Raw genomic sequence first — 24641 nt, forward strand, 5'->3', positions numbered from 1 at the left:
CCCGTCCGGCCGGTCAGGCGGCGCCGGCCACCCGCGAGGTTCCCGTCCCGCCGGGTCTCCCCTCCCGGCGGGACGCCGTCGCGCGCGGCCACCCCCCTTCTCCCTCCTCCTCGAACTCCCTCCCGAACGGCATGCCGGGAGCGTCCCGTCATCCGGGCCGCGGGTCCCTTCCGCGGCCAGGGCGAGTCGCCTGCCGAGGGCCCGGTGCTCGCGGGTCCTCAGAGGGAGATCTCGGTGAGGTCGAACGCCTTGGTGCCGCGCTCGCCGTCCCAGATCATCAGGTTTCCGTACGTGCGCGCCGTGGCCACCGGCACGCCGGTGAGCTCGTCCACGTCCCGCAGCAGGCGCTGGAAACGGAAGACGGCCGTGGGGCCGAGCCTGTTCACCACGCCGGTCATCAGCCGCGTGAGATTGAACCTGAAAAGCGCCGAACATGGCAGTACGCGGTGATTGTCGCGCAGACGGGAGAAAACCTCCCGATGCGCCGGATAACGCTCCGAGTACGCGTCGCACACCTTCTGTGAGAAATAGCCGCGATAGTGGACGCCGCGCCGGTCGAAGCCGAGCCTTTCGTCGGAGACGGTGAACTCCCCGGTGCCGTAGGTGCTCGTGAGGAGGATGTCCTCGCGGGATTCGAGAAAGACGCTCTCGTAGTAGGCGGCCTTTTCCTCCAGGCGGCGCAGGAGCGCCCCGCCGGGGCCGAACGTGCCCCGCTCCCCGCGCATGTCGAAGATCCACGGGGGTGGGGTGAGCGTGTCGGCCTTGGTGAGGACGAAGGTCAGCTTGCTCATGATGAGCCGCCGCGTCTCGACCGCGACGCCGTCCAGCAGCCCGTTCAGGCACTGCTCGTCGTAGGCGGTGGAGCGGCTGTCGGCGTGGAAGGCCCAGACGACGACGTCGCACTGGATCAGCCGCTCCAGGTACATGGCGAGGTAGGTCTCGTCGGCGGCGCTGGACTCCCCGATCCCCGGCATGTCCCAGAAGGTCAGCATGTGGCCGGAGGTGCCGGGTACCGAGACCGGCTCCGGTCTCCGGGTGACCGGCCGGACGTGGCCGACGGCGAGATCGGTGCCGAACAGGCAATTCAGGAGCGACGTCTTACCTACTCCCGTTTGTCCCATTATTGCCACACTTAGTGGTTTATCTGATTCGGCACTTCGCTCGCGCCGGACATTCTCCCTGGCCTTTCTCCGCGGGCCGTCGCCCGGCGGGCCGATGGAAAAATCCTCGATCTTGGCCATGCGGTGGTCTCCTGTGACATCGTTGTCGAGCGCTTCTCGCTGCTTTCCGCGCTCGTGTCCACAATGGGGCGGACAACCTTGCGATGACCTTGCAGCCGGAGCCGTCGCCGGAAAGACACGAGACGATCCCCCGGGCGGTGAACGTGGCGAGCTTCGAGATCAGGTTGTTCGGTGCCGTGGACATCGTGATCGACGGGGTGCCGCAGGAGATCAACCCGCAGCTGGCGAAGACGCTGGCCATGCTGGTCTCCGCCCGCGGCCCGATCTCCCCGGCCGCCCTGGCCGCCGGGCTGTCGGAACCCTCCGCGGACAGGTACGTGGAGGTGGCGCCACCCGTCTCGCGGCTGCGCGGGCTGCTGCGCGGCAGCGGGCTGGACATCCCGCGCGCCAGGCGCTCGCACGTCTACCAGCTGGTCGAGGACGCGCCGGGCCGCCTCGCCGCCACCGTCGACACGCGCAGGTTCGAGGCGTACCTGCGCGACGGGCGGACCCTGCTGGAGCGGGGCGACCTCGCCGCGTCCCTGCGGACGCTGCGGGAGGCCCTCGGGGAGTGGTCCGGCGACCCGTTCGCGTCGCTGGCGGGCGGGTGGATCCCGCCCAGCGTCTGCGAGAGCTACCACGCCGCGCTGCGGGAGCGGCGCCGGGAGCTGATCCGGCTCGTCGCCCGCGTCGCCATCCGGCTCGACCTGCTGGGCGACGCGGCCTTCCTCACCGGGGACACCGGTGAGGTCGCCGCCGAGGGGCAGGAGGACAGCGGCCCGCTGTGGCTGCTGCGCTTCCTCATCACCCTGCGCGACGAGGGAGCGGTCACCGCGAGGGAGCTGATCGAGCGGCGCCGCGCGATCTCTCCCGGCGACGACGCGGTGAGCCGGGCCCAGGACCTGCTCGCCCTGCGCGGGCACGGCCTCGGCCGCCCGCCGTCGCCGTCCCCCGCCGCCCGCGCCTACGGCCACGGCGGCCCGCGCGCCCTGATCGGCCGCCGGGACGAGGTCCTGCTGCTCTCCGCGCTGGCCGGGCGGCTCGAACGCGGTGAGCCGGTCGCCCTGGCCGTCTGCGGCGTCCCCGGGGTCGGCAAGACCAGGCTGGTGGAGGAGCTGGCCGTGCTGCTGCCCCCCAGGGTGCGCATGGTGACCGTCCCCTGCCAGGAGCTCGGCGACCTGCAGCCGTGGCGGCTGCTGGTCGGCACCCTCTGGGAGGACCTGCGGCGCGACCTGGCGGGCCCGGCCGTCCCGATCGGCGCCGAGGAACGCGAGACGCTGGAGGGGCTGATGTCGGCGGGCCTGTTCGTCTCGCTCGGCGGGCCCGGCCACGAACGCGACCCGAGGCGGCTGGTCGCCCTCCTGGTCTCCCTGCTGCGCCTGACCGCCGGCGCCGGTCTCCTGGTCGCCTTCGACGACGCCCACCTGCTCCGCTCCGACGCCGAGGAGTTGCTGCACAAGGTGCGGGAGGCCCTCGGGGACGCCCCCGTCGGCTTCGTGCTCACCGACCGCTCCGAGCCGTCGCGCTGGCACGGGCGGATGGACGTGCTGGCCCTGTCCCGGCTGGGGGCCGAGGAGGTGGCCGAATGGCTGGGCGCGACCTGGGGCCGCGAACCGACCCGTGCCGAGACCGGCAGGGCCGTGGACGAGACCGGAGGGCTGCCGCTGGACCTGTGCCGGATCACCGAGACCGGTGACCTTCCCCGCGACCTCCCGCGACACGACACCGCCTCCAGCCCGATGTTCCGCTGGCTCGCCGCGGCGGCCGTCACCGCCCTGGGCCGGGAGATCGACCCCGACCTCGTCGCGGGCATGCTCGACCTCGACGCCCAGGAGGCGAACCGCAGGCGCGCGGTGGCCGTGACGACCGGGACGATCCTGGACCACCAGGGGCTGCGCTTCGGCCACGACACGGCCAGGGAGAGCCTGCTCCAGGAGCTGAAACGCCACCCGGCACTCGCCATGGAGCTGCACCGCCGGGCGTTCGAGATCCTGGACGAGCGCCTGGCGCGGACGACCGGGGACGGCTGGATCGACCCGGCGCTGCCGGTGCGCGTCGCCGAGCACGCCCGCTCCTCGGGGAGCGGGCTGCCCCAGGAACGGGTCGCCGCGGCCTGCCTCGGCGCCGCGCGGGCGCAGCAGCGCGGCTTCGCCACCGAGGCGGCGATCGCGTGGGCGCTGGCCGGGCTGGGGCTGCGGTGCGACGCCGAGACCCGGGTGAGCCTGCTCGTCACGCTGGGGGACGCCCGCAACGACGCCGGTGACCTGCGGGAGGCCGAACTCCAGTACCTGCGGGCCCACCGCGACGCCGAGAAGCTGCCGAGGCTCGCGGCGGTGGCGGCGATCAGGCTGGCGCGCCGCTGGTCGGACCCCGGGCAGGCCGACCGGCAGCTGCTGCACGTGCTGAGCGGCAGCCTGGAGGCGCTCCGCGACGACACCGGCGGCGAGGCGGTGCCGCTGCGCCTGCAGCTGCAGGCACACCTCGCCCACAAGCAGACGATGGCGGTCAGCGACAGCCTCGACCCCACGTACGCCGGCCTGCGGCCCGGGGTGGAGCTGGCCCGCGCGACGCTGCGCGAGCTGGAGGAGTCGGGGGCCGGGCCGCTCATCCGCTGCGAGGTGCTGAACGAGTGCAGATGGGGCCTGTACGACTTCGCGCCCCCCGAAGAACTGCTGGGCATCGCCGAGCGGCTCCAGGAGGCGAGCATCCAGGCCGCGTCCGCGCACTTCCGCAGCGAGGCCATGGTCGCCCTCACGATCGACCAGCTCAGGCTGGGCCGACTGAGAGAGGCCGCCGCCACCGTGGCCGGTCACCGCAGGCACGTCGCGCGCAACCACCGGGTCTTCGGCCCCTGGCTGCAGACCACCCTCGACACGCTGATGGACGTGTGGCACGGGGAGTTCGGCCGCGCCGAGGAGCGCGTCCTGGCCGAGTGGAGGCAGCTCGAAAGTCTCGAGAAGGCGGGGGAGGGCGGGGCGGTGTCCGCCGACACCCTGCGGCAGACCCTGATCGGGCAGCACTACTGGCTGCTGCGCGAGCAGGGACGGCTGGGGGAGCTCTTCGGCTCCGGGCTCGCCCGGCAGGTGGCCGGGTACGAGTACTTCCCGATCTGGCGCGCGGCGCTCGTCCTGGCGCTCTGCGAGATCGGCGGGCACGAGGACGCGAGGGACCGGCTGCGGGCGTTCTTCCGCGAGACCTCCGAGCTCGGCGCGCTGCCGCCCGACGGGTGGTCGGTCCCGACGCTCGCCCTGCTGGCCGAGTCGTGCGCGCTCCTCGTCGAGGCGGGCCACGGCGATCCCGAGCTGTCACGGTGCGCCGCCCTCGTACGGGAGCGGTTGTCGGCCCACCGGGGGCAGATCGCGCTCGCCGGGTGGCCCACCGTCCTGCTGGGGCCGACGGACCGCTATCTCGGGTTGCTCGCGCTGGCCGAGGGGGACGCCGAGGAGGCGCTGCGCTGCTTCGACGAGGCGCTCCCGCTCGCCGGCGCCGCCTCACCGCTGATCGCGCACCTCCACCTCGACCGCGCCAGGGCGCTGCGCCTGCGGGACGGCGCGCCCACCCCGGGGAAGACCGACTCAGGGAAGACCGACTCAGGGGAGAGCGGCCCGGGGGAGAGCGGCCCGGGGGAGGAGAGCCCGGGTGAGACCGGCCCGGGGGAGGCCGCGCAGCTGCTCCGCCGCGCGCTGCGCCTGGCCGAACGCCTGGGCATGGCCGGGGTCGCCGCCCAGGCACTGGCCCTGCTGTGACCCCGCGCTCCCGGGACCCCATGGTTCCGTGGTTCCGTGGTTCCGTGACCCCGCGCTCCCGGTGCCCGGCGCTCCCGGAATCCCGCGGCTCTGTGGCTCCGTGACTCGGGACCCCGTACTCCCGGTGCCGCGCCCCTGCGCTCTGTGTCCCCGCGTCCCCACTGCCGCGGCCTGTGATCCGCGTTTCGTGCCCCGAGCCGCTGTGATCCGTATCCGTATCTGATCTACTTTGTAAAGGGCGGGGTCCTGAGCGCCCTCGCCGCAAGAGCCACGAAAAGAGCCAGCAGGGCGGGGATGGCCAGCGCGCGGGGCAGGCCGACCAGTTCGGCGGCGCCGCCGATCAGCACGGGCCCGCTGAGGAATCCCACGTAGCCCAGGCTCGCCACCCGGGCCAGCGCCTTCCCGGCCCGAGCTGGGTCGCGCCTGCCGGCCGCGGAGAAGACCTGCGGGACGATGCAGGACAGGCCGGCCCCGAAGCAGCCGAAACCGATCACCGCGGCGATCTGGTGGTCGGCGAGCAGGCCCAGGCCGAGCCCGGAGGCGGCGAGCGCCCCGCACGCGCGGACCAGGTTGACCGGCCCCAGCAGGATGGCGAGTCTGTCACCGGCGAGGCGGCCCGCGGTCATCATGATCGAGAAGGCGGCGTAGGCGGCCGCGGCGAACCCGTCGGAACTGTTGAGGCTCTCGCTCAGGTAGACCGAGCTCCAGTCGGCCGCGGCCCCTTCGCCGATCATGCAGCAGAAGGCCAGGACACCCAGCAGCAGCACCCCGCCACCCCCGCCGGTCGCCGGTCCGGTCCCGGTGGGGGCGGAGGGCGCGGTGAGGGAGAGCGCCCAGCGGGCGGCCCAGACCGCGAGTGTGACGATCACGGCGGCGACCACGGTGAACGTCGCCCCCGGGCTGAGGGCGGCCTGGGCGAGCAGCCCTCCTGCGGCCGCGCCGAGGAAGCCGCCGATGCTGAACACGGCGTGGAAGGACGACATGATCGGACGGCCGACGGCCTGCTCGATCTCGACGGCGTTGGCGTTCATCGCCACGTCCAGCGTGCCGTGCACCGCGCCGAAGGCGAACAGCGCGACGGCGAGGCCGGCCAGGTTCGGCATGAGGGCGGGCAGGACCAGCACGAGACTCTGGGCGAAGGCCATCGGCAGCATCACCTTGACGCTGCCGTAGCGGTCGACCAGGCGGCCGACCACCTGCATGCCGGCGATCGCCCCGGCGGCGATGCCGAGCAGCCCGAGGCTGAGCTCGCCCTCGCTCAGCCCCAATCCCTGTTTGATCGACGGGATGCGTGCCGTCCAGGTGCCGATGGCCATGCCCGAGAGCAGGAAGAGCAGGTAGACCGCGACCCGGCCGCGCAGCAGCGCGGCCCGGTCGAGGGTGGTGACGTGCATGGGGGAGGGGCTCCAGTCAGACGGTGCGGACGGCGACGCCCGCCGCGATCATGGCGTCGTGCTCGGCGGGGGGCAGCGCGGTGTCGGTGACGACCATGTCGAGGCGGTCCAGCGGGCAGACCGCGCCGAACGCGGTGCGGGTGAACTTGCCGGAGTCGGTGGCCACGATCACGCGCCGGGCGGAGGCGATCGCCGCCTGTTTGACGGCGACGTCGGAGAGGTCGTGGGCGGTGAGGCCGTGCTCGGCGGACAGGCCGCAGCAGCCGATGACCGCGGTGTCGAAGCGCAGGGAGCGGATGGCGCTCTCGGTCAGCGGGCCGGTGAAGCTCAGCTCGCCCGGACGGACCTCGCCCCCGGGGAGCACCAGGCGGATCCGGGGGGCCGCGCTGAGCTCGGTGGCCGACTGCAGGCAGAGCGGCAGGACCGTCAGGCGCCGGTCGCGGATCACGCGCGCGATCTCCAGGGAGGTGGTGCCGCTGTCGAGCAGCACGGCCTCACCGTCGGCGAGCAGGGCCGCGACCTCGGCGGCGATCCGCCGCTTGGCCTCCACCGCCTCGCGCTCGCGCACCCCGAAGGGCGGCTCGTCGCCGCGCAGCAGCAGGCTCACCGCGCCGCCCCTGACGCGCCGGACCACGCCCTGCTGGGCGAGCTCGTCGAGGTCGCGGCGGATGGTCATCTCCGACACGGCGTGCTCGACCGCCAGCTCCGCGACCGAGACGACGTCGCTGGCTCGCAGCGCCGACATGATCGCGCGAATGCGATTGTTGCTTTCCACATGTTCATTTGAACACGGAGCATGTGAGATTGGCAAACGGGCGGGACGACCGTGCAGGACAACGGCATGGGACGGATGTGCGGGCGGACATGCGAAGCGGGCGTACGGGGGCGGACGTGCGGATGGACGGCGGATGGACGGCGGACGGACGTGCGGGACAATGGCTCTCATGCGCGCGAGCCGGCTGCTCTCACTCCTGCTGCTCCTGCAGACCCGGGGACGGATGACGGCCACCGAGCTGGCGGAGGAGCTGGAGATCTCCGTCCGCACGGTCTACCGCGACGTGGAGGCGCTGTCGTCGGCCGGGGTGCCGGTCTACGCCGACCGCGGCCCGGCCGGCGGATACCGCCTGCTGGACGGCTACCGCACCCGGCTCAACGGCCTGACCGCCGCGGAGGCGTCCTCGCTGTTCCTGGCCGGGCTGCCCGGTCCGGCCGCCGATCTGGGGCTGGCCGAGGTCGCGGCCAACGCCGAGCTGAAGATGCTCGCCGCGCTTCCCCCCGAGCCGCGCTTCCACGCCGCCCGGATGCGTGAGCGCTTCCACCTGGACGTCCCCGGCTGGTACCGCGACGCCGACCCGGCCCCCTTCCTCGGGGAGGTCTCAGAAGCGGTGTGGGAGCAGCGGCCGCTGCGCATGACCTACCGGCGCTGGGGTCCCTGCGACGTCGAGCGGCTGGCCCACCCGTACGGGCTGGTCCTCAAGGGCGGGGCGTGGTACATGGTGGCGGTCGCCGGGGAGGGCGGGCCGCGCACCTACCGGGTGTCGCGGATCGTGAGCGCCGAGCTCGCGGCGGGACACTTCGAGCGCCCCGCCGACTTCGACCTGCACGCCTTCTGGCAGGCCTACGCCGCCGACTTCCGCGAGCGGATGCACACCGGCGAGGCCGTGGTACGGATGGCGCCCGGCATCGAGGGGATGCTGAGCCACACGGTGGGCGCCGAGATCGTCGAGGCCGCGCTCGCCAAGGCGGAACCGCCCGACGAGCACGGCTGGGTCGTGCTGCGCCTGCCGACCGAGTCCACCATGCACGCCCACTGGCAGCTGCTGCGCCTGGGCGCCGACATCGAGGTGCTGGAGCCGCCCGAGCTGCGCGAGCGGATGGCCACCACCGTCGCCGGCCTCGCCACGCTGTACGGCACAGGCACAGGCACAGGCACAGGCACCGGCGCGGGTGCGGGTGCCGACGCCGGTTGATCCCGGCCGGTTCGGCCCGCCGCGCCTGTCCCTGTTCCCCCTCCCGGCCGATCCGGGCCGGTCTCGCCTGTTCCTGTTCCTGCTCCGGTTCGTCTCGGCCGTGTGGTTCGTTCCGGACTGGCCCCTGGTCCGTTGGCTCGCCGGTCTGTCGGCCTGCCCTGAGACCCCGCCCCGTCCGTTCCCGGACCCGGTCGCGCGAGGTCGTACGCGCGCGCGTGTTAACCGGTTGCGAGCACCGGGGGTGATCGCGACAATGGCCGGATGTTTCTGCTCACCGAGGGCGCCCCTCGATTTCCGGTGGTCCGATGACGCTCGCCTACGACGACGGGGGAGCGGGCGACGTCGTGGTGTTGCTGCACTCCAGTGCCGCGGACTCGCGGATGTGGGACCCGCAGTGGGAGGCGCTGACCGCCCGCTTCCGAGTGATCCGGCCTGACCTGCGAGGTTACGGCCGCACGCCGTACGCCTCCGAGACCCCCTATTCCGATCCCGGCGACGTGGCGGATCTGCTCGCCGCGCTCGCGGTGGAGAGGGCCGCGCTGGTCGGGGCCTCCTACGGCGGCCGGGTCGCGCTGCAGCTGGCCACCGCCCATCCGGACCTGGTCTCCCGGCTGGTGCTGCTCAACGCGGGCTACGGGCTGGAGCCCACGCCCGATCTCACCGCGTTCGGCGAGGAGGAGGACCGGCTGCTGGCGGCGGGGGAGGTCGAGGCCGCCGCCGAGCTCAACACCCGCACCTGGCTCGGCCCCGAGGCCGATGAGGAGACCCGCGCCCGGCAGACGGCCATGCAGCGCCACGCCTTCGAGGTCCAGCTCGCCGCCGACCCCGAGCCGTCACAGCTGGAGTGGGAGATCGATCTGACCAGGGTGACCATGCCCGCCCTGGTGGTCAGCGGCGCCCATGACCTGCCCTACTTCCAGATGACGGCCCGCCATCTGGCCAAGGAGCTGGCCTCGGCGAGGGCGGTGCACCTGGAGTGGGCCGGGCACCTGCCGAGCATGGAGCGCCCGGAGGAGATCACCGCCCTGATCCTCGAACACCTCACCTGATCCGCGCCCCGGGTCGAAGCCCATCTCCCGGCCCCCGGTCTCCCGGCCAAACGGCCGTGGCCGCCCGTCACGGCCCGTCACGACGAGATACGGGCCGGTCGCCACGTGCGGCGGGGCGTTCGTCAGCCCGCCTCCGGCCTGGTGCGCCGGGCGTAGGCGCGGGCGGCGCGGGCGCGGTCGCCGCAGCGGGTGGAGCACCAGTGGCGGCGGCCGTGGCGCAGCAGATAGCGGTTGCAAGGGGCGGAGCCGCAGGCGGTGAGGCGCTCGGCGTCGGGGCCGGTGAGGAGGTCGGCCGTGTTGGCCGCGAGGGTCGCCAGGGCGTGGTCGAGGATCTCGTCGACGGGATGCGGGGCCGCGCGGTAGGGGCCGGTCCTGTCGTCCCAGCGCAGCAGGCCGGCCGTGGGGATCCTGGTCAGCGCGTCGTTGACGGCGGACAGGGCGGCGGGCGGGGCGGGAAGCCCCTCGACGCGGGCGGCGAACAACGCCCTGAGGTGCTCGCGCATCGAGCGCAGTTGCGTCGTGCACATCTCCCGCAGGCCCACGCCGGCCGGAGCGAGGCCGTGTCCCGCGAGCCACCGGGTCGCCGCCTCGGGGGTGCCGAGGAGGTCGACGACGTGCCCGCCGGGCAGCGCGAGGGCGCTGTTGACGAAGTCGAGGGCGAGATGGCGCTCCGCCCCCGGCGCGGGCGGGGGGAGGGACTCGGCGGTCGGGGGATCGCTCATGGATCTCATGGTACGACTTGCACTCATCCGTGAGAAACAACTACCGTCCTTCACGGATAGCCAAGCATTCATCCGTGAGGAGTTCTCCGTGGCCGCTGCCGGTACGCCCCATGAGCAGGTTCCCGTCCGCGTCTTCGGCGGCCCGACCGCCCTCTTCGAGTACGGAGGCCTAAGGTTTCTCACCGACCCCACCTTCGACGCGCCCGGCGACTACCCGAGGGAGGGCAGCAGGGTCCTGACCAAGACCGCGCCCTCCTCCGGCGGCCCCGCCGACCTCGGCCGCGTCGACGCGGTCCTGCTCTCCCACGACGAGCACCCCGACAACCTCGACGACTCCGGCCGGGCCCTGCTCTCCGACGTCCCGCTCACCCTCACCACGCCTGACGGCGGGCGGCGTCTGGGCGGCGGGGCCAGGGGACTGGCCGACTGGGAGCCGGTCGAGCTGGACCGTCCCGGCGGCGGCACGGTCACGGTGACGGGCGTGCCCGCCGTCCACGGGCCCGGCGCGCGCGAGGAGGTCGAGCCGGTCACCGGTCAGGTCGTCGGATTCGTCCTGACCGGTGAGGGTCTGCCCACGGTCTACGTCAGCGGTGACAACGCCTCGCTCGACGCGGTGAAGGAGATCGCCGGGCACTTCGGCCCGGTGGACACCGCCGTTCTCTTCGCCGGGGCTCCCCGCTTCCCCGCCCTCTTCGACGGCGCGCCGATCGTCCTCGACAGCGCCCAGGCCGCCGAGGCCACCGGGATCCTCGGCGCCCGCCGGGTGGTTCCCGTCCACTACGACAGCTGGGCGCACTTCACCGAGGGCCGCGACGACCTGGTGGCCGCCTTCACCGCCGCCGGGCTGATCGACCGCCTGGACCTGGGCGACCGGGGCGATGGGGGCAGTCGGAGCGGTCTGGCCGGCCTGGGGTGACCGGCGGCGACGGGACCAGGACCGGGGCCGGGAGCGAGCGGAACGCCGGCCGGGGTGGCGTGCGGAGCCTTCTCCCGCGCGACGCGGGCCCCGAACAGCACGAGGCCCGCGTCGCGCGGCATCGAGGGTCTTCTCCCGAACGTGGCCCCAGCCCCGAAGCAGCCCTGGGTGATTCCGGCAACACGGCGTGATCTGGCGGGCGGAGGTCACCGACGTCGGGCCGCCGGATCCCGGTCTTCTCACCGGCGAGTCCGGGCCTCCGGGACGGGATCCACGCCGTCGCAGCCGACGTACCCCTTCTGCGACGGCAAACCATGATCATCGCGACCGCCGATCTCCGCACTCATCCTCCCCGGAGGCCGGACGGCGGGAGGCTGGAGGCGGAGGGCGCTCTCATGCCCGGTGACACCCCTCACCGGTGACGCGGTGCGCGTCGGCGACGGGGTGTCGACCGGGTCGGGTTTCACGGCTCCAGGCGGGTGAGGTTGAACTGGGCCAGCCGGTCGGGGTCGGACAGGATGTCGATTGTGGCGATCTTGCCGTCGGAGATGGTGAAGCTCATGACGGAGACGAGCCGGTCGTCGATGGTGTTGACCAGGCCGGCGAGGCCGTTGACGAGCGCCGGGTGGGTGACGGCGCTGGTGGCCATGCGCTGGAAGGTGGCGAGCTGTCCGGCCACGGCCGCCGCGCCGCGGATGACCTTCATGCCGCCGGTGACCAGCCCGCCGTCCGCGCGCAGCACCACGTCGGGGTCGAGGACGGACACCAACGCGGCGAAGTCGCCGCCGCGGGCGGCGGCCAGGAACGCGTCCACCGCCCTGCGTTGACCGGCCAGGTCGGGGTCGGGGTTCGGGGCCGCGCCGCGGACGCGCCGACGGGCGCGGCTGGCGAGCTTCTTGGCTGCCACGGGGGTGCGGTCCACGATGGGTGCGATCTGCTCGAACGGCAGGCCGAACATGTCGTGGAGCACGAACGCCAGCCGCTCGGCCGGGGTCAGGGACTCCAGCACGACCAGCAGCGCCAGGCCCACCGAGTCGGCCAGCAGCACTTCCTGCTCCGGATCGGCGGCATCCGCACGGCTGACCACCGGATCGGGCAGGCGCTCCTCCAGCGACTCCTCGCGCCGGGACCTGCGGGCGCGGAGCATGTCCAGGCACACCCGGCCGACCACGGTGGTCAGCCAGCCGCCGAGATTGCCGATGTCACCCGGGTCCGAACGCGCGAGCCGCAGCCATGCCTCCTGGACCGCGTCCTCGGCCTCGCTCAGCGAGCCGAGCATGCGGTAGGCGACCGCCTTCAGATGGGGACGGTGCCCCTGGAACCGGTCGGCCAGAAAGTCATGGGGCGTCACGGTCGTCCTCCTCTCGGCTCGGCCACGTCAGAGCACTGACGTATCGAACCAGCCGAAGGTGACCGCGAACACACCGGTCACCTTTCCCGCCGATCATCCGTCATGCCGGCGACCAACACTCACTCGCGAAGGGTTGCCGACGATGAGCAGGATGGATGTCCACGGAACGGTCGCGGACGGCTTCGAGTGGGTGCGCGAGGAGTTCGCTCCACCGCGCTCCACCGGCGCCGGCCGGGTCCGCGGTGACCAGGGCGACCACGCGCCCGGGTTTCGGGCCAGGGGCCTGCGATACGCGTTCCTCGGCGCCGGCGCGTCCGGCCGCGACGGCCCGGCCGGTTCCGGGTCCTTCGCCGGCCCGCGCAGCGGCGTCGCCTTCGGCTGTACCCGGCGCCGTTCCGGATCCGGCCGGTCCTGCCCCGAGCGCGACCGGCTCGCCGCCGCTCTCCACCGCGCCGCCACCGCCTTCTGAGGAGCCGACATGACCTCGATCAACGCCACCCGTCCCGGGAGAGGCGGCCTCGCACTGCCGGTGATAGCCGCCGCGCAACTGCTGATGGTGATGGACGGCACCATCGTGACCGTGGGCCTGCCCGTCATCGGAACCGGGCTCGGCATCGCCGAGACCGACCTGGACTGGGTCCTCACCGCCTACGCCCTGGCCTTCGGCGGCCTGCTGCTGGCCGGCGGCCGTGCCGGCGACCTGTTCGGCCGGCGCAGGCTGTTCCGCGCCGGGCTGATCGTCTTCCTGGCCGCGTCCCTGCTGGGTGGCCTGGCCGGCAACGGGGCCATGCTGGTCGCCGCCCGGGCACTGCAGGGCGTCGGCGCCGCGATCGTCGCCCCGGCGGCGCTGTCCCTGCTCGCCGACACCTTCCCCGCCGGGCCGGAACGCAACAGGGCGCTCGGCGTGTACGGCGCGATGGGCGGCCTGGGCTCGGTCGCCGGCCTGCTGCTGGGCGGCGCGCTCACCGAATACCTGGGCTGGCGCTGGATCATGTTCGTCAACGTCCCCATCGCACTGCTGGTCCTTGCCGGGACATCCGCCCTGGTGCCCGGCACCCGCGAGCTCGGCCGAATCGACCTGCCCGGCGCGGCCACGGTGACGCTCGCCCTCGGCGCGCTGGTGTACGCGATCAACCGGGCCGGCTCGCACGGCGCCGGCGACGGGCTCACGGTGACCTTCGGCGCGGTCGCCGTGGCGCTGCTCGTGGTGTTCGCGTTCGTCCAGCGCGGCGCGCGCAGCCCGATGCTGCCCTCAGGGATGCTGGCCGACCGCGGCAGGCTCGGCGCCAACCTGGTCATGCTGCTCATGGGCGCCGGGCAGCTGGCCACCTTCTACTTCCTCACCCTCTACATGCAGACGATCAAGCAGTACTCGCCCATGATCACCGGCCTGGCGTATCTGCCGTTCGCCATTGGCATCGGCCTCGGTTCCGGCGTCATCGGCCCTCGGCTGCAGAACCGCGCCTCCACCCGGATCGTCCTGGCGACGGGGATGGCGGTGGCCGCCGCGGCGATGGGCTGGTTCGGCCTGCTGACCCCGGACCAGCACCCCCTGCTCGTGCTCCTGCCCGCCCAGCTCGCCGGCGGCGTCGGCCTGGGCATCGGCTTCGTCGCCGCCACCGTCGGCGGCGTGCGGGGCGTCGCGCCAGGCGCCTCCGGCATCGCCTCCGGGCTGGTCAACACCAGCCAGCAGCTCGGCGGCGCCCTCGGCCTGGCCGTCCTGGCCGGCGTCGCCGCCACCGCCACCACGGGCCAACCGGCCGGCACCCCGCTGCGCGACGCGCTGACGAGCGGCTACGCCGCCGGCATGCTCGGCGCGGGCGGCTTCTACCTGGCCGCGATCGTCACCGCCGTCCTCTTCCTGCGCCCTCGACCCGGGAATCGGGAGACCGGGCCCACGCCGGAAACCCTCGGCAGCACGCCCGGGTGAAATCGACCGCCTCACCGGTCACCTTCGCCCGTGCGATCCGTCAGAGCAGCGATCCATCAGAGCAACGATCCACCATTTGAAACCCGGAAGGGAAACCCCCGCCATGACCACCGAGTCGCGCCTGCCCAACCCCGCCGTGCTCGTCCCCGAGCTCAAGGACATCGGCGGCGCCCTGTACAGGGCGACCGGGAACGAAACGATCCCGCAGACCACCGTCGGCCTGCTGCAGCTGCGTGCCGGCCAGATCACCGGCAGCACGTACCTGACCGTCCTGCACACCGGCAACCTCCGCAAGGCCGGCGCCACGGAGGAGAGCATCGCCGCCGTGGCCTCCTGGCGGGACGCGCCCTACTTCACCGACGCCGAACGCGTCGCGCTGGAACTGGTCGAATCCGTGCTCACCCCGAACCCGTCCGGCGAGCGCGTCCCCGACGAGCTGTACGCGAGGGCGTCCGGGCACTACGACGACAAGGCGCTCGCCACGCTCGTCATGGCCATCGGCCAGGTCTGCTTCTTCCTCCCCCTGGCCCTCATCGGCAAGCCGCTGCCGGGTGTGTCGCCGGCGGAGCAGTGGAGGGCGTAACACCCGAAATGCCCAGGGCGAGGACACGGCACCCCGTACCTCGCCCTGCCCGGGGCCGGATCAGGACCGGGCCCGGCCACTCGGCCGAGAGCCCGTCCGCACCGGTGGCCGGCTCCGGCAACGCGGCGGTCCGGTCGGCCCTCGGGCCCCGGTCACCCGCTCACGGAACGCCCGCTCGAACCGGGCCCGGCGAGAGGCGGAGCCTCGCTCAGCTCGATCCGGTGGACGCGAACGGGATCGAGGCCGGCTCGTGCGCGGGCGCCGCGTCGGGGTGCTCCCACAACCCGCGACCGCGCAGGATCGGCAGCACCCCCTCGCCGAACCAGTACGCCTCCTCCACGTGCGGATGGCCCGACATGATGAACTCGGTGATGCCCAGGCGGGCGTACTCCTCGATCCGGTCGGCCACCTCGGTGTGGCTGCCGACCAGCGCGGTGCCCGCGCCGCCGCGGGCCAGCCCGACCCCGGCCCACAGGTTGGGGGAGATCTCCAGCCCGTCGCGGCTGCCGCCGTGCAGGGCGAGCATCCGCTTCTGGCCCTCGGACTCGCTGCGGGCCAGGCCCGCCTGCACCTTCTCGATCGTGGCCGGGTCGATGCCGTCGAGCAGCCTGCGGGCCTGTGCCCACGCCTCGTCGCCGGTGTCCCTGCTGATCACGTGCAGCCGGATGCCGTGCCGCAGCGTGCGGCCCTCGGCCGCGGCCAGGCCGTTCACCCAGTCGACCTTCTCGGCGACCGCCGCGGGCGGCTCGCCCCAGGTGAGGTACGCGTCCACGTGCCGGGCCGCGACCCGGCCGGCGGCCGGGGAGGATCCGCCGAAGTAGATGTCCGGCACCGGGTCGGGGACCCGGTTCAGCCTCGCGTCCTCGACCCGCAGGTGCTCCCCGGCGAAGTCGACGCTCTCGCCGCGCCACAGCGCCCGCACGATGTGCAGGAACTCGTCGGTCCGCGCGTACCTGGCGTCCTTGTCCAGGAAGTCCCCGTACGCGCGCTGCTCGTGGCTCTCGCCACCCGTGACGACGTTGAGCAGCAGGCGCCCGTCCGAGTGCCGCTGGAAGGTGGCGCCCATCTGCGCGGCCAGGGTCGGCGTGACCAGGCCGGGCCGGAAGGCGACGAGGAACTTCAGCCGTTCGGTGGTCTCGGTGAGCATGGCCGTGGTCAGCCAGGCGTCCTCGCACCACGCGCCGGTCGGGGTCAGCGCGCCGACGAAGCCGAGCTGCTCGGCGGCGTGCACGATCTGCCGCAGGTAGGCGAGCGTGGCCGGGCGGGCGCCGCCGGCCGCACCTGCGGGCAGGCCGTGGCCGCCGCCGACGATGTCGCGGCTGTCACCGTAGGTGGGGAGGAACCAGTGGAACGTCAGGTTTGTCATGGCACTTCCGTCGTCGGTCGCGGTCTTCTGGCGAGATGGGTTAGAGCAGGCCGTGGCGGGGCGGGAGCTGCCCGTTGAGCGCGTAGCGGCCGATGTGCTGGACCTTCCAGCGGGCCGGGTCGTGCAGCGTGTGCGTCCTGGCGTTGCGCCAGTGGCGGTGCAGGTTGAGCCCGTCCAGGCTGGAGCGGGTGCCGCCCAGCTCGAAGACCGCGCTGCCCAGCTCGACCGCGACCGGGTCGACGTACGCCTTCACGGTGGCCACCGCGATGGACGCGGCGGCGGCGGACTCCTCTGTCAGGTCCGCCGCCGCGGTGTCCACCTCCCGGCCGGCCGCGGCGAGGAGCGCCTCGGCGGCGCGTACCTTGATCGTCAGCTCGCCCGCGCGCTGGATGACGAGCGGGTCCTCGGCGGCGCTGTCCAGCCCGCTCTCGAACCAGGGCCGCGCCTTGGTGCGGACGAACTCCAGCGTCTCCGCGAGCGCGCCGCCGGCGATGCCCACGTCGATCGCGGCGTGCAGGAGCTGGGCGACCGCGCCGTGCAGCTGCGGCCCGGTGAACGTCAGGTGGTGGGGCACCACGCGGCCGGCGGGCACGCGCACGTCGTCGAGGCGCACGGTGCCGCTGGCCGTGGTCCGCTGGCCCATCCCGGCCCAGTCGTCGATCACCGTCAGCCCGTCGGCGTCCCTGGGCACGTACGCCACGTGCAGCGTCTCGTCCTCGCGCCGGGCCAGCACCGGGATCCAGTGCGCGAACAGGGCGCCGGTGCTGTAGTGCTTCACCCCTCGCAGCAGGAAGCCGTCCTCGCCGTCGGGCACCAGCCGCGTGCGGTAGTCCTGCACGTTCTTGGTGCCGGCCTCCGACTGCGCGTTGCCGAGCCTGGCGCCCGCGAGCACCTCGCCGAAGAAGAACTTGCGCTGCTCGGCGGTGCCCTGGCGGCGGAGCACGTTGACGTAGACGAAGTGGCTCTGCGGGATCTGCGCGATGTTCGGGTCGGCGGCGGCCAGCAGGCGCACCACCTCGGCGAGGGTCCGCGCGCTCACCTCCGCGCCGCCGTGCTCGCGCGGCACGGTGATCGCGAGCAGCCCGCTCGTGGAGAGCCGGTCCAGTTCCGCGACGGGCAGCAGCCGCCCGGCGTCGCGCTCGGCGGCGCCGGGCGCGAACTCGGCCGCCAGCGCGCGAGCCGTGGCGACCGCCTCCGCGTCATCGGCGATCACATGCGCCCCCGGCAGGCCGGCAGCCTGGGGCGTTGTGCTGTCGATACTCATACTGGTGTCCGTTCTGCGTGTCAGGTTAGGATCACCCTAATTCCTGCATAAATGGTAGACAATATCCGCTTTGGTGGCCGGTCGGTGACAGCGGGGCGGCGAGCCGGGTGATCGGGGCACCGCGTGCGGAGGCGTGACGCGCCGCGCGTCACCCGTACGTCACCCGTACATCACTCGCGCGTCACCCCGTTCACCGCGCGCCGCGCCGTGTGTCCGCATCCCGGGCGCGCGGGCCCTCGCGCGGTCTCCCCGGATCGCCGGCGAGCCTCGTGATCGTCGGCCGGTGGGGGAGGAGTTGACATTTTCCCACTTTTCCTCCTTTTTATATAGGTATTATCTGATGTGGATGGCGCCGGAGGAGAACCCCATGCTCGTGAGCCCGTCCGGGCCGTTCCCGTGACCGTCCTGCCCGCCCGGAGCGGGCGGTGAACGCGGCGGGCGTCGCCCTGCGCGAGGTCGGCCGCGCGTTCGACGACCACGTCGTCCTGCGCGACGTCGACCTGGACGTCTCACCAGGGGAGATCGTGGCGATCCTGGGGCCGTCGGGATGCGGCAAGTCCACCCTGCTCCGGCTGGTGGCCGGGCTCGACCGGGCGACGCGGGGCGAGGTGCTCGTGGACGGCGCCGCCGTACGGGACGTGCACGAGCGGTGCGCCGTGGTCTTCCAGGAACCCCGGCTGCTGCCGTGGCTCGACCTCTCGGACAACGTCGCCCTCGGCCTGCCCAGGGCGACCGGCAGGGCCACCGGCCGTCAGGTGGTGCGCCGCTGGCTGGACGTGGTCGGCCTGGAACGCTTCCACCGGCACCGGCCCCGGCAGGTCTCGGGCGGCATGGCCCAGCGCGCGGCCCTGGCCAGGGCGCTCGCCCGCGAGCCGGGGGTGCTGCTGCTCGACGAGCCGTTCGCGTCCCTCGACGCGCTCACCCGGCTGCGCATGCAGGACCTGCTCGCCGACGTGCAGCGCGAATCGGGCACCACGGTGCTGCTCGTCACCCACGACGTCGACGAGGCGCTGCACCTGGCCGACCGCGTGGTCCTGCTCGGCGGCCAGGCCGGGCGGGAGGGGGCCACGGTCGTGACCACGCTCGGCGTGGCGCACCCCCGCCCCCGGGACCGGGGCCACCCCGAACTCGCCGCCCTCCGCGCCGACCTGCTGGAACGCCTCGGCGTCCCCCGTCCCCCCGCCCCCTTCGCCCCCTCCGCCGTCAAGGAGCCCACCCGATGATCTCCCGCCGTGCCCTCCCGCGCGCCGTCCTGCTGCCCGTCCTGCTCGCGAGCCTGGCCACCGGCTGCGTCGCGGGCGAGGACGCCACCGCCGCGGCCCCGGCCGCGGGGGAGCTGCGGATCGACTACGCCTACTACAACCCGCTCAGCCTGGTGATCCGCGAGCAGCGCTGGCTGGAGCAGGGCCTGAAGGGCACCAAGGTCACCTGGGTGCTGTCGGCGGGCAGCAACAAGGCCAACGAGAACCTGCGCGGCGACGCCATCGACCTGGGCTCCACCGCCGGTGCCGCCGCGCTGCAGGCCCGCGCGAACGGCACGCCCATCAAGGCCGTCACCGTCTACACCAAGCCGGAGTGGGCGGCCCTCGTGGTGGCGAAGGGCTCGCCGATCACCAAGGTGACCCAGCTCAAGGGGAAGAGGATCGCCGCCACCAAGGGCACCGACCCCTACTTCTTCCTGCTCCAGTCGCTGAAGGCGGCGGGCCTGGCCGGTACGGACGTCGAGGTGGTCAACCTGCAGCACGCGGACGGCAAGACCGCGCTGGAGCGCGGCGACGTGGACGCGTGGGCGGGCCTGGACCCCCTCATGGCGCAGAGCCAGATCGAGTCCGGCTCGACCCTCGTCCACCGCGAGCCCTCGTTCAACTCCTACGGCTTCCTCAACGCCCGCGAGGACTTCGTCAAGGAGCACCCGGACCTCGTACAGGCCGTGGCCAACGCCTACGAGCGCGCCCGCGAGTGGGTCGGCGAGCACCCGGACGAGACGGTCGCCCTGCTGGCGCGGGAGGCCAAGCTGACGCCCGAGGTCGCCGGGGTCGTGCTGAAGGAGCGGACCGAGTTCGGCCTGAGCCCGGTGCCGGGGGCCGACCAGCGCGCCGTCCTGGAGCGCATCCTGCCGACCCTCGTCGCGGAGAACCAGGTGCGCTCCGAGGAGGAGGCCAGGGCCGCGCTCGACTCGCTGTTCGAACCCGCCTTCGCCCAGAAGGCGAGCTCGTCGTGAGCCTCGTCACCCGGAGGCGCTCCCCGGACCCCGGCACGGGGGACACCGCGGGAGAAGCGGAGGACGCCGCCCCCGGCCGCCGTAGGAAACGACCCGGTTCCGGGCCGCGCTGGGCCGGGCCGGCCGCCGGGCTGCTGGTGCCGGTGGCCGCGCTCGCCGCCTGGCAGGCGGCCACCGCCGCCGGGCTCTTCACCCAGAGTCAGCTGCCGCCGCCCTCGGCCGTGCTCGCCGCGCTGGGCGAGCTGGTACGGCGGGGCGAGCTGTGGCTGCACGTCGCGATCAGCGGGCAGCGGGTGCTGCTCGGCTTCGCCGCCGGAGCCTGCCTCGGCCTGGCGCTCGGCGCGGCCGTCGGCCTGTCGGCGCCGGTCAGGGCCCTGCTGTCGCCCAGCGTCGCCGCGCTGCGCGCGGTGCCCTCCCTGGCCTGGGTGCCGCTGCTGGTGCTCTGGCTGGGCATCGGCGAGGGACCCAAGATCGTGCTGGTCGCGATCGGCGCGTTCTTCCCCGTCTACACCACGGTGTTCACGGCCCTGACGCACGTCGATCCGCACCTGGTGGAGGCCGGGCGGGCGTACGGCCTGCGCGGGGTGCGGCTGCTCGTCCGGATCCGGCTCCCCTCCGCCGCGCCCGCGGTGTTCGCCGGACTCCGGCTGGGGCTCGCCCAGGGGTGGCTGTTCCTGGTCGCCGCCGAGCTCATCGCCTCCTCGATGGGCCTGGGCTTCCTGCTGATCGACAGCCAGAACACCGGCCGCACCGACATCCTCCTGCTGTCCATCCTGCTGCTCGCCCTGCTCGGCAAGGCCGCCGACGCCGTACTGGGCCTGGTCGAGCGGCGCGTCGTCCAGGACAGGTTCTGACCGGCCGCGAGACCGGCCGCGAGCCCGGGCGGTGTCTCAGCCGGTGAAGGGCACGGCGGGGCAGGTCGCGCGAGGCCGGGGCAGGGCCAGGGTCAGGAGATAGCGGTCGATCGCCGCACGGGCGCAGGGGCTGAGGTCGTAGGTCCAGTGGCCCACGCCCTCGTAGGTGAGCAGCACGCTGCGCGGTATCCGCCGTGACACCGTCACCGCGAACTCGTGCGGGGTGGCGACGTCGTAGCGGCCGTTCACCAGTAGGACCGGTGGCGTGTCGTCCCGGAAACGGTAGGGGCGTTGCGGGTTGCGGGTGGTGATGTCGCGCCCCTGACACCCCACGACGTCCCTCCAGCCGGTCCCGGTCCACCGCAGGCGCGGGGCCGCCCGACGTACGGCGTCGCGAAGCCGCGTCAGCTCGCCGAAGTCACGGATCGGCCAGCGGAAGTCCGCGCAGAAGATCGCGCTGTACGCGTCCTCCACGGTCTCGGGCGGCGCCGCGACCCGTGCGGCGGGCGGCGCGGCCTGCTCCTTCAGGGCCGCGAGGTACTCCTCCAGCCGGCGCCACCACGACGGGGTCGCCGCGTAGGACTCGACGATGCCCGCCAGCCACTCCGGCGGGAGCGTGAAGTCGGGGAAGTCCGGATCGCGGAGCTCTCCGCGTTCCGCCCGCGTCATCAGCTCGCCGAGCAGGTTCGCCACGTCCTGCCCGCTGAGGGCGCAGCCGGAGCGCGGCCCCGCACACCAGTCCGCGAACCTCTGGAACGCCTGCTCCGCCGTGCGGGCCCTGGCCGTCAGGAAGCTCGACGGCCGGCGAAGGCTGTGGTCCAGGTTCCCCTCCAGCACCAGCGCGCGCAGCCTGTGCGGGAAGAGCTCGGCGTAGCGCTGGCCGAGCAGCGTGCCGTACGACAGCGTGTACATGGAGATCTTCCGCTCCCCCAGAGCGGCGCGGATGGCGTCGACGTCACGCACCACGCTCATGGTGTCGGCGTGGTCGAACACCGGCCCGGACAACCGGCGGCACTCCCTGTCGTAGGCGTTCAGCCCGGCCAGCATCAGGCGGTACTCCTCGGCGGTGGCGGGAACGCCCGGATAGTTGGGCACTCCCGCCGGGCAGAGCACCGGCCGGCTGCCACGGACGCCCCGGGGGTCGAAGCCGATGAGGTCGAACCGCTCCAGCAACTCCGCCGAGAAGTTCTCGGTGGCGTTGACGGTCTCGCTCACGCCCCCGATGCCGGGGCCGCCGAGGTTGAACACCAGCGAGCCGACCCGGCGGGCCTGGTCCGTCGCCTTGCGCCGGGCCACCGCGATCTCGATCCTGCCGCCGTCCGGGCGCTCCCAGTCCACCGGCACGCTCACCGACCCGCACTCGGCCGTCCGGTCCTCCGCGCACGGCCGCCAGGAGATCGCCGGCACCGCCGACGCGGGAGACGGCACGACGACCAGGCCGCCCAGCAGCAGGGCGAGCACCGAAACGGTCCACCTGATCGATCGCATCAGCTCCGCCTCCCGGGAACGCGCGTGCGTCGGCCCTCGTGACGAAGATAGTTCGGCATCGACGGCCGGTCGACAGGAAACCGGACGGCACCGGGTCCGAGCCGGCCGGACACGCCCCGCGGGCCGGGGCACGCGGGCTGCAGGAGTGAGGCCGAGGTGCGCGGGTTACAGGAGCGAGAGCGCCTTGGACACGCCCAGGTCGCGCCCGGTGGCCAGGTCGAGGGCGGTCGGGGGAGCGTGGTGGTCGACCGGCACGCCGATCGTGTCGATGATCTCGCGGTCGGGGCCGGGGTGCCTGACCCTGGGCAGCAGCAGGACGCTGCCGCCGTCGAGGAGGAACGCGTTTGAGGGTGAGCCGTAGCGAGCCGGAGGCGATGGCCTCGACGAAGCCCTGGTTCACCTTCTCCCCGGCGAACGGCGGTATGCCGATGTCGCAGGGTTTGACACCGGCCCTGGCGGCGGGGCTGCCGGGCAGGACGCGGATGACGAACAGCGGCGGCCGGGCCGCCAGGTCGAGTTCCGGGCCCCGGACCGCGGACGCGCCCACGATGCCCGTCCCGACGGGGCCGCCCCCGAGTCCCCGCCGGACCGGACCGGACCCGCCCGCCGTACGGCGTGGCGGGCATGACGGCGGCCCCCGGGGGGACGGCGCCTTCCCGGAGACCTACGGCCAGGAGAGCCGCGACCGGACGCGGGGCTCCGTGGGCGCCTCGCCGAACACCCCCGGACTGGCCTCGCACTCGGCGATGAAGTCACCGGGGTACCCCACCTCGAACCCCGTCGCCGACTCCAGGCGCCGGACCGCCTCCTCGGGGAGGACGACGTCGGCCGCGCCCAGGTTGTCGGTGAGCTGCTCGACGTCCCTCGCGCCGACGATCGGGTGGACGGCGGCCGAACGGGCGCGGGTCCAGGCGATCGCCACCTGGGCCGCCGTGACGCCCAGGTCGCCCGCGACCTCCCGTACAGCACCCGCGACCGCGTGGTCGCGCGCGGTGAGGGAGCCGGGATCGACCCGGGTGGCCCCGCCCGCCTCCGCGGCCGCCCGGCCGGTGAACTTCCCGGACAGCACGCCCCCGGCGAGCGGCCCCCACGCGGCCACGCTCATCCCGAACGCCTCGGCCATCGGCAGCAGCTCCCGCTCGACGTCACGCCTGAGCAGGTTGTACGGCACCTGCAGCCCCGCGAACGGCGTCCAGTCCCGCCACTCCGCCAGGGTGTTGGCGCGGCTGACCAGCCACGCCGGCGCGTTGGAGATGCCCACGTAGAGGATCTTCCCGGCGCGTACGGCGTCGTCCAGTGCCCGCATCGTCTCCTCCACCGGGGTGTGGCGGTCCCACAGGTGCACCCAGTACAGGTCGATGTGGCCGGTCCGCAACCGCCGCAGGCTGCGCTCCAGGGACAGGGTGAGGTTCTTGCGGTGGTTGCCGGCGGCGTTCGGGTCGGTGCGGTCGCGGGAGAGCGTGTACTTGGTGGCGACGACGAAGTGGTCGCGGCGGCCGGTGAGGAGCTCGCCGAGGATCTCCTCGCTCTCGCCGTACGCCGAGGCCGTGTCGATGACGTTGCCCCCGGCCTCGGCGTAGGTGTCGAGCATGGCCCGGTACTCCTGAGGCACGCCGGAGCCGCCGCGCTCGTAGAAGGTCATCGCGCCGAAGAACAGCTCGGACACCCGCAGCCCGGTCCGGCCCAGCGGTCGGTAACGCAAAGAGGATCCTTCCTGGTGGTCGATGTTCGTGAGGGCCGTGCTCAGGGGACGGGTGAACGCCCGCCCGGGCCGTACTTCGCCTCGCACGCGCCGGTGCGGCGCCGAAGCGTGGCGTCGTCACCTACCCTCACGGAGCCGCCTTCCACGACGACCTCGCGGGACCCGTGTTCCCGGAGTCCGGCCGGTGGCCGGTCGGGTACGTGGTCTCGCCGTCGGTGAACGCGCTCATGGGGTCGAGCCTGGCAGCCGGGACCGCGTCCGAGAAGGCCGCGGTGAGACCAGCCCTGACAGGGCCACGATCCCGGCTCCGCGTCCGGACACGACATCCCGGCGCTCGTCCCCCCGCGACCGTGTGCCCCCGGCGCGCGTCCGTCTACAGCGCGTCCGTTCACACCGCGGTCGTCCACAGCGCTTCGTTCACGGCGGCCCCGTCTACGGCGTCCACGTCTGCGGCGTCCACGTCATGGCGGTGGAAGGAGTGGGAGGTGGGCTAGAGCCGCACTTCCTCCGCCCTGCCGGGCGGCAGCCACCGGAACCGGCCGCCGATCTGCTCCGGTGCCCCCAGCAGGTCGTGTTCGATGCCGTCGCGGCCCTGGCGGAAGTGCTGCCATCCCTCGTAGTGCACCGGCAGGATGGTGTGCGGGGTGATGGTCTCGCACAGGCGTACGGCCTGGCGTGCGGTCATGGAGTAGCGCAGCGGTCCGGTGAGGGGGAAGGCGACGGCGCCCAGGTGCAGCAGGACGGTGCCGGGCTGGATCCGGGTGGCGGCTCGGCGCAGGGCGCGGTGGTGGACGGTGTCGCCGGTGATCCACAGGGGGCCGTGTTCCTGGCCGGGCCAGGTGAGGGAGAAGCCGATGACCTGGCC

The 24641-nt window shown here is 73.5% G+C and carries 19 protein-coding genes and 1 pseudogene; 10 read left to right on the top strand and 10 right to left on the bottom strand.

Annotated features, from left to right (window positions below):
* Nucleotides 1-218: 218 nt before the first annotated feature.
* Nucleotides 219-1241 carry a GTPase family protein gene (locus tag ABT053_RS42415; RefSeq protein ID WP_350977685.1) on the bottom strand — a complete coding sequence of 341 codons (1023 nt, stop codon included), beginning with the start codon at nt 1239-1241 and terminating at the stop codon, nt 219-221.
* An 83-nt stretch (nt 1242-1324) separates the two neighbouring features.
* On the opposite strand from ABT053_RS42415, the gene ABT053_RS42420 reads away from it, so the two are divergent.
* Nucleotides 1325-4966, top strand: a complete 3642-nt coding sequence (locus ABT053_RS42420) for an AAA family ATPase (protein ID WP_350977687.1) — start codon at nt 1325-1327, stop codon at nt 4964-4966.
* A gap of 224 nt (nt 4967-5190) precedes the next feature.
* Here the strand turns inward: ABT053_RS42420 and ABT053_RS42425 are convergent, their stop codons facing one another.
* On the bottom strand, nt 5191-6360 hold the full coding sequence (locus ABT053_RS42425; RefSeq protein ID WP_350977689.1) for an MFS transporter: 1170 nt from the start codon (nt 6358-6360) through the stop codon (nt 5191-5193).
* 16 nt (nt 6361-6376) lie between these two features.
* Complete coding sequence (locus ABT053_RS42430) at nt 6377-7135, bottom strand: DeoR/GlpR family DNA-binding transcription regulator (protein WP_350977690.1); 759 nt, start codon at nt 7133-7135, stop codon at nt 6377-6379.
* A gap of 169 nt (nt 7136-7304) precedes the next feature.
* Between ABT053_RS42430 and ABT053_RS42435 the strand changes: the two genes are divergently transcribed.
* Both ABT053_RS42435 and ABT053_RS42440 read left to right on the top strand, forming a co-directional pair.
* Nucleotides 7305-8330 carry a helix-turn-helix transcriptional regulator gene (locus ABT053_RS42435; RefSeq protein ID WP_350977692.1) on the top strand — a complete coding sequence of 342 codons (1026 nt, stop codon included), beginning with the start codon at nt 7305-7307 and terminating at the stop codon, nt 8328-8330.
* Nucleotides 8331-8635: 305 nt separating this feature from the next.
* Nucleotides 8636-9379 carry an alpha/beta fold hydrolase gene (locus tag ABT053_RS42440; RefSeq protein WP_350977693.1) on the top strand — a complete coding sequence of 248 codons (744 nt, stop codon included), beginning with the start codon at nt 8636-8638 and terminating at the stop codon, nt 9377-9379.
* A 122-nt stretch (nt 9380-9501) separates the two neighbouring features.
* Here the strand turns inward: ABT053_RS42440 and ABT053_RS42445 are convergent, their stop codons facing one another.
* Entirely contained in the window at nt 9502-10101 is a 600-nt protein-coding gene (locus ABT053_RS42445; RefSeq protein WP_350977695.1) for a CGNR zinc finger domain-containing protein, read from the bottom strand.
* An 88-nt stretch (nt 10102-10189) separates the two neighbouring features.
* Between ABT053_RS42445 and ABT053_RS42450 the strand changes: the two genes are divergently transcribed.
* The gene (locus ABT053_RS42450) at nt 10190-11017 is read left to right on the top strand and encodes an MBL fold metallo-hydrolase (RefSeq protein WP_350977698.1); all 828 of its coding nucleotides are present in this window, start codon (nt 10190-10192) and stop codon (nt 11015-11017) included.
* Between the two features lie 463 nt (nt 11018-11480).
* Here the strand turns inward: ABT053_RS42450 and sigJ are convergent, their stop codons facing one another.
* Entirely contained in the window at nt 11481-12368 is an 888-nt protein-coding gene (gene sigJ / locus ABT053_RS42455; RefSeq protein WP_350977700.1) for an RNA polymerase sigma factor SigJ, read from the bottom strand.
* 142 nt (nt 12369-12510) lie between these two features.
* Between sigJ and ABT053_RS42460 the strand changes: the two genes are divergently transcribed.
* The 3 genes from ABT053_RS42460 (at nt 12511) to ABT053_RS42470 (ending at nt 14881) form a co-directional block, all read left to right on the top strand.
* Nucleotides 12511-12837 carry a hypothetical protein gene (locus ABT053_RS42460; protein ID WP_350977702.1) on the top strand — a complete coding sequence of 109 codons (327 nt, stop codon included), beginning with the start codon at nt 12511-12513 and terminating at the stop codon, nt 12835-12837.
* Between the two features lie 9 nt (nt 12838-12846).
* Nucleotides 12847-14298, top strand: a complete 1452-nt coding sequence (locus ABT053_RS42465) for an MFS transporter (RefSeq protein WP_350977704.1) — start codon at nt 12847-12849, stop codon at nt 14296-14298.
* A 103-nt stretch (nt 14299-14401) separates the two neighbouring features.
* Complete coding sequence (locus tag ABT053_RS42470; RefSeq protein WP_350977707.1) at nt 14402-14881, top strand: carboxymuconolactone decarboxylase family protein; 480 nt, start codon at nt 14402-14404, stop codon at nt 14879-14881.
* Nucleotides 14882-15089: 208 nt separating this feature from the next.
* Here ABT053_RS42470 and ABT053_RS42475 read toward each other — a convergent pair whose 3' ends face one another.
* Both ABT053_RS42475 and ABT053_RS42480 read right to left on the bottom strand, forming a co-directional pair.
* Complete coding sequence (locus ABT053_RS42475; protein ID WP_350977710.1) at nt 15090-16247, bottom strand: LLM class flavin-dependent oxidoreductase; 1158 nt, start codon at nt 16245-16247, stop codon at nt 15090-15092.
* A gap of 40 nt (nt 16248-16287) precedes the next feature.
* Nucleotides 16288-17511: an SfnB family sulfur acquisition oxidoreductase gene (locus ABT053_RS42480; protein WP_350977712.1), complete on the bottom strand. Its 1224-nt coding sequence runs from the start codon at nt 17509-17511 to the stop codon at nt 16288-16290.
* Nucleotides 17512-17936: 425 nt separating this feature from the next.
* Between ABT053_RS42480 and ABT053_RS42485 the strand changes: the two genes are divergently transcribed.
* Genes ABT053_RS42485 through ABT053_RS42495 form a run of 3 tightly spaced genes read left to right on the top strand, consistent with a single transcriptional unit; the run spans nt 17937 to nt 20586 of the window.
* Complete coding sequence (locus tag ABT053_RS42485; RefSeq protein ID WP_350977713.1) at nt 17937-18734, top strand: ABC transporter ATP-binding protein; 798 nt, start codon at nt 17937-17939, stop codon at nt 18732-18734.
* On the top strand, nt 18731-19732 hold the full coding sequence (locus tag ABT053_RS42490; RefSeq protein ID WP_350977716.1) for an aliphatic sulfonate ABC transporter substrate-binding protein: 1002 nt from the start codon (nt 18731-18733) through the stop codon (nt 19730-19732). The genes ABT053_RS42485 and ABT053_RS42490 overlap by 4 nt, the downstream gene beginning before the upstream one ends.
* A complete protein-coding gene (locus ABT053_RS42495; protein WP_350977717.1) occupies nt 19729-20586 on the top strand; it encodes an ABC transporter permease in 858 nt (285 codons plus the stop codon). The genes ABT053_RS42490 and ABT053_RS42495 overlap by 4 nt, the downstream gene beginning before the upstream one ends.
* A gap of 36 nt (nt 20587-20622) precedes the next feature.
* On the opposite strand, the gene ABT053_RS42500 is transcribed toward ABT053_RS42495, so the two are convergent.
* The 3 genes and pseudogenes from ABT053_RS42500 to ABT053_RS42510 all read right to left on the bottom strand — a co-directional run.
* On the bottom strand, nt 20623-22074 hold the full coding sequence (locus ABT053_RS42500) for an alpha/beta hydrolase (RefSeq protein WP_350977718.1): 1452 nt from the start codon (nt 22072-22074) through the stop codon (nt 20623-20625).
* Between the two features lie 664 nt (nt 22075-22738).
* Entirely contained in the window at nt 22739-23776 is a 1038-nt protein-coding gene (locus ABT053_RS42505) for an aldo/keto reductase (RefSeq protein ID WP_350977720.1), read from the bottom strand.
* A 490-nt stretch (nt 23777-24266) separates the two neighbouring features.
* Nucleotides 24267-24641, bottom strand: a pseudogene (locus tag ABT053_RS42510) (hypothetical protein); the annotation flags it as partial.

The sequence above is a fragment of the Streptosporangium sp. NPDC002524 genome (assembly GCF_040295985.1).
Classification (GTDB): Bacteria; Actinomycetota; Actinomycetes; order Streptosporangiales; family Streptosporangiaceae; genus Streptosporangium.

Bases quoted from the DNA above. Each gene is read 5' to 3' on its own strand.
- ABT053_RS42415 (WP_350977685.1), bottom strand. From the start codon at position 1,241: ATGGCCAAGATCGAGGATTTTTCCATCGGCCCGCCGGGCGACGGCCCG.
- ABT053_RS42420 (WP_350977687.1), top strand. From the start codon at position 1,325: ATGACCTTGCAGCCGGAGCCGTCGCCGGAAAGACACGAGACGATCCCC.
- ABT053_RS42425 (WP_350977689.1), bottom strand. From the start codon at position 6,360: ATGCACGTCACCACCCTCGACCGGGCCGCGCTGCTGCGCGGCCGGGTC.
- ABT053_RS42435 (WP_350977692.1), top strand. From the start codon at position 7,305: ATGCGCGCGAGCCGGCTGCTCTCACTCCTGCTGCTCCTGCAGACCCGG.
- ABT053_RS42440 (WP_350977693.1), top strand. From the start codon at position 8,636: ATGACGCTCGCCTACGACGACGGGGGAGCGGGCGACGTCGTGGTGTTG.
- ABT053_RS42445 (WP_350977695.1), bottom strand. From the start codon at position 10,101: ATGAGCGATCCCCCGACCGCCGAGTCCCTCCCCCCGCCCGCGCCGGGG.
- ABT053_RS42460 (WP_350977702.1), top strand. From the start codon at position 12,511: ATGAGCAGGATGGATGTCCACGGAACGGTCGCGGACGGCTTCGAGTGG.
- ABT053_RS42465 (WP_350977704.1), top strand. From the start codon at position 12,847: ATGACCTCGATCAACGCCACCCGTCCCGGGAGAGGCGGCCTCGCACTG.
- ABT053_RS42470 (WP_350977707.1), top strand. From the start codon at position 14,402: ATGACCACCGAGTCGCGCCTGCCCAACCCCGCCGTGCTCGTCCCCGAG.
- ABT053_RS42475 (WP_350977710.1), bottom strand. From the start codon at position 16,247: ATGACAAACCTGACGTTCCACTGGTTCCTCCCCACCTACGGTGACAGC.
- ABT053_RS42480 (WP_350977712.1), bottom strand. From the start codon at position 17,511: ATGAGTATCGACAGCACAACGCCCCAGGCTGCCGGCCTGCCGGGGGCG.
- ABT053_RS42490 (WP_350977716.1), top strand. From the start codon at position 18,731: ATGATCTCCCGCCGTGCCCTCCCGCGCGCCGTCCTGCTGCCCGTCCTG.
- ABT053_RS42500 (WP_350977718.1), bottom strand. From the start codon at position 22,074: ATGCGATCGATCAGGTGGACCGTTTCGGTGCTCGCCCTGCTGCTGGGC.